3 protein-coding genes and 1 pseudogene are annotated in these 3558 nt (G+C 61.6%); 1 reads left to right on the forward strand and 3 read right to left on the reverse strand.

Annotated elements, in window-relative coordinates; translation table 11 throughout:
- Window positions 1-286, reverse strand: a 286-nt coding sequence (locus ACLP9N_RS03010; RefSeq protein WP_442406004.1) for a hypothetical protein, incomplete at its 3' end; no start/stop codon positions are given.
- Window positions 287-506: 220 nt separating this feature from the next.
- Here ACLP9N_RS03010 and ACLP9N_RS03015 point away from each other — a divergent pair.
- Window positions 507-995 carry an arsenate-mycothiol transferase ArsC gene (locus ACLP9N_RS03015; protein ID WP_442406005.1) on the forward strand — a complete coding sequence of 163 codons (489 nt, stop codon included), beginning with the start codon at window positions 507-509 and terminating at the stop codon, window positions 993-995.
- Between the two features lie 175 nt (window positions 996-1170).
- Here the strand turns inward: ACLP9N_RS03015 and ACLP9N_RS03020 are convergent.
- A pseudogene (locus ACLP9N_RS03020) lies at window positions 1171-1437 on the reverse strand (alpha-amylase family glycosyl hydrolase); the annotation flags it as partial.
- Between the two features lie 3 nt (window positions 1438-1440).
- Window positions 1441-3558, reverse strand: a 2118-nt coding sequence (gene glgX / locus ACLP9N_RS03025) for a glycogen debranching protein GlgX (protein WP_442406006.1), incomplete at its 5' end; no start/stop codon positions are given.

Genomic DNA, 3558 nt, shown 5'->3' on the forward strand with positions numbered 1-3558 from the left:
CCCTTGCGTCCTGCCATACGACCCAAGTGACTTCCGGCTGCACCGGCGCCTGCGGCTCGTCTGCCGGTTTTGCCACCTTGACCGGCGGTTGCTTTGGCGCCGCTTTCACCGGTTTGGGGGCGTTGTCCGGGTGCTTTTTTCCCCGCAGATCACGGATCCGTTTTCCCCGCAGATCACGGATCCGTCTCTTCGCTGCCGCTTTGGCCGGTTTCGGGGCCGGCTTTTTCGGCTTTTTCTTGGCCGACACCTTCGCGGCCGGTTTCTTCTTTGCTGTTTTCTTTGCCATTTGTCTCGACACCTGCTGAGGACCTGTCTTGATGATTTATTTTATCAGGATTGGAGCGTAGGAGCCATAGCCATTCACTAAATTGTCCAAGTTTCCTAAATTGACGCGAGTCAAAATGTGCCTACCTGCGTTTCGTACTCGGCAAGAACTCCTCTGTCCTGTTTGGTCGAATCTTCGTATGATCCCACCCCTCGATTCACGTACCGCAGGATCAGTGAAGATGTCCAAGACTTTCAAAAGCGTTGTTTTCATATGCACCGGCAATTACTATCGCTCTCGTTTTTCAGAGTACCTCTTCAATGCCCTGGCCGAGAAGCGCGGCCTGTATTGGCGGGCAACCTCCCGCGGGTTGAAGACTTGGAGGGTGGCGGCAGATGAAGGCCCCATTTCCGAATTCACCGCGTACCGGTTGACCGCCCGGGACGTTCCCTTCGACGGCCGACGATTTCCCATTCAGCTTTCCGAAGTGGACCTTGAAGAAGCCGATTTGATCGTGGCCGTCAAGAAGGCCGAACACCAGGCAATGATGGCAGAGCAATTCCCCGCCTGGGCCGATCGCATTACCTACTGGCATGTTGACGACATGGACTGCGCCACCGCCGACGAGGCCCTGCCGATCTGCGAAGCGTACATCGAGGCCCTCGTTGACCGATTGGCGGCCGAGCAAAAACGGCAGGAGGCCCCGGCACGCTTGCAGCGCGCGGCATGACCTGTGTCAATAACGCTCCTGCTCGAAGATCGTTTGTAAACGTAGAATTACAAGTGGATCCCTTGAAAGGAACGTCGGATATGAAGGGCCTCCTTGGCAGATTATCGTTCGTGGCGGCCATCGTGAACCTGCTCTGGCTCCTGGCCGCCTTTTCCGCAGAGGAGGAAAAAGCACAGCCCATGCCGCGAGCGTGCGCCGCCGCCGACAGCCGCGCCAGACCCTCCGGGCCGCCGAGTTTGGCCGACACCGTCGTCGGGTCGGTGACGTCGTAACCGTGCGCCGACCCGCTGACCGGAGTCAGGATCGGCGACAGGTACAGATGCGACACCCCGAGCTCGTCGAGATAGTCCAGCTGCCGCTCAGCGTCGGCGAAGGTGAACCCGAAACCGCTCGACGCACCGCGCAGTTGGACCCGGTAAGTGGACAGTACCGGAAACGCCATGTGCTACCGCGTCTTACGAAACACCAGCAACGCCCGGCCGGGTAGCGAAATCTCGCCGCCGTCGTTCACGACCAGCTTCACCTCTCCGGTGGGATCGGTGGTGTCCAGCTCGGCTGTCCACTCCTTGGCGTAGTCGTCATGGGGTATGACGAAGTCCACCTCATGGTCATGGGCGTTGAAACACAACAGAAACGAGTCGTCGATCACCCGCTCGCCACGCGCGTTGGGTTCGTGCAGCGCCTCACCGTTGAGGAACACCGTGATGCTCTTGTCGAATTGGCTGTCCCAATCCTCCGCTGTCATCTCCTCGCCGGCGGGCGTCAGCCAAGCGATGTCGCGGACCTCGTCGGCGCTGCGGATCGGTCGCCCTTCGAAGAAACGGCGTCGCCGAAACACCGGATGCATTTTGCGCAGGGCGGTGGCTTTGCGGGTGAAGGCCAGCAGATCACTGTTCTTGTCCACCAGCGACCAATCCATCCAGGACAATTCGGAGTCCTGGCAATAGACGTTGTTGTTGCCGTGCTGGGTGCGGCCGATCTCGTCGCCGTGCGCGATCATCGGTGTGCCCTGGCTCAGCATCAGCGTCGCCATGATGTTGCGCATCTGCCGGCGCCGCAGGTCCAGGATTTCCGGGTCATCGGTAGGGCCTTCGACGCCGCAATTCCACGAGCGGTTGTGGCTCTCCCCGTCGCGGTTGTCCTCGCCATTGGCTTCGTTGTGCTTCCCGTTGTACGAAACGAGATCGTTCAGCGTGAACCCGTCGTGAGCGGTGACGAAATTGATGCTGGCGCCGGGGCGCCGGCCGGTCGCTTCGTAGAGGTCCGACGACCCGGTCAGCCGGGACGCGAACTCGCCCAGGGTCGCGGGCTCGCCCCGCCAGTAGTCGCGCACAGTATCGCGATACTTCCCGTTCCATTCGGTCCACAAACCCGGAAAGTTGCCGACCTGGTAGCCGCCTTCGCCGACATCCCACGGCTCGGCGATCAGCTTGACCTGGCTGACCACCGGATCTTGCTGCACCAGATCGAAAAACGCGCTCAGTCGGTCGACGTCGTAGAACTCGCGGGCCAGCGTGGAGGCCAGGTCGAAGCGGAACCCGTCGACGTGCATCTCGGTCACCCAGTAGCGCAGCGAGTCCATGATCAGCTGCAGGACGTGCGGGTGGCGCGCGTTGAGGCTGTTGCCGGTGCCGGTGAAATCCTTATAGAGCCGCAGATCTTCGTCGAGGAGCCGGTAGTAGGCGGCGTTGTCGATGCCGCGGAAGTTGATCGTGGGTCCGAGGTGGTTGCCTTCGGCGGTGTGGTTGTAGACCACGTCGAGGATGACCTCGATGCCCTGCTCGTGGAACGCCCGGACCATGGACTTGAATTCAGGCACCGCACCCCCGGCCTGCGGGTTGGCGGCGTACTGGTTGTGCGGTGCGAAAAATCCGAAGGTGTTGTAGCCCCAGTAGTTTCGCAAGCCCAGGTCCAGCAGCCGGCTGTCGTGCAAGAACTGATGCACCGGCATCAGTTCGATCGCGGTGACATTCAGCGATTTGAGGTGGTCGATGATCGCCGGGTGAGCCAGCCCGGCGTAGGTGCCGCGCAGCGCCTCGGGGACAGTGGGATGGGTCTCGGTCATCCCCTTGACGTGCGCCTCGTAGATCACCGTCTCGTGATACGGCCTGCGCGGCGCGCGATCGGTCGCCCAGTCGAAAAACGGGTTGATCACCACGCTGGTCATGGTGTGCCCGAGCGAGTCGACCTGCGGCGGAGTACCGGTTTCGGCAGGGTCCTTCGCGGCGACGGCCATGTCGTAGGAGAACAGCGCCTGACCGAACGTGAACTCCCCGTCGAACGACTTGCCGTACGGGTCGAGCAACAGCTTGCTGGGGTCACATCGGTGACCGGCCGCCGGGTCGAAGGGGCCGTGCACCCGAAACCCGTAGCGCTGTCCCGGGCCGACGTTCGGCAGGTAGGCGTGCCACACGTATCCGTCGACCTCGTCGAGGCCGATTCGAGCTTCCTGACCGTCGTCGCCGATCAGGCACAACTCGACTTCTTCGGCGATCTCGGAGAACAGCGAGAAGTTGGTACCGCCACCGTCGAAAGTAGCGCCCAGTGGATAGCTGCTTCCGGG

The organism is Mycobacterium sp. (genome assembly GCF_052144515.1).
Lineage (GTDB): Bacteria > Actinomycetota > Actinomycetes > Mycobacteriales > Mycobacteriaceae > Mycobacterium.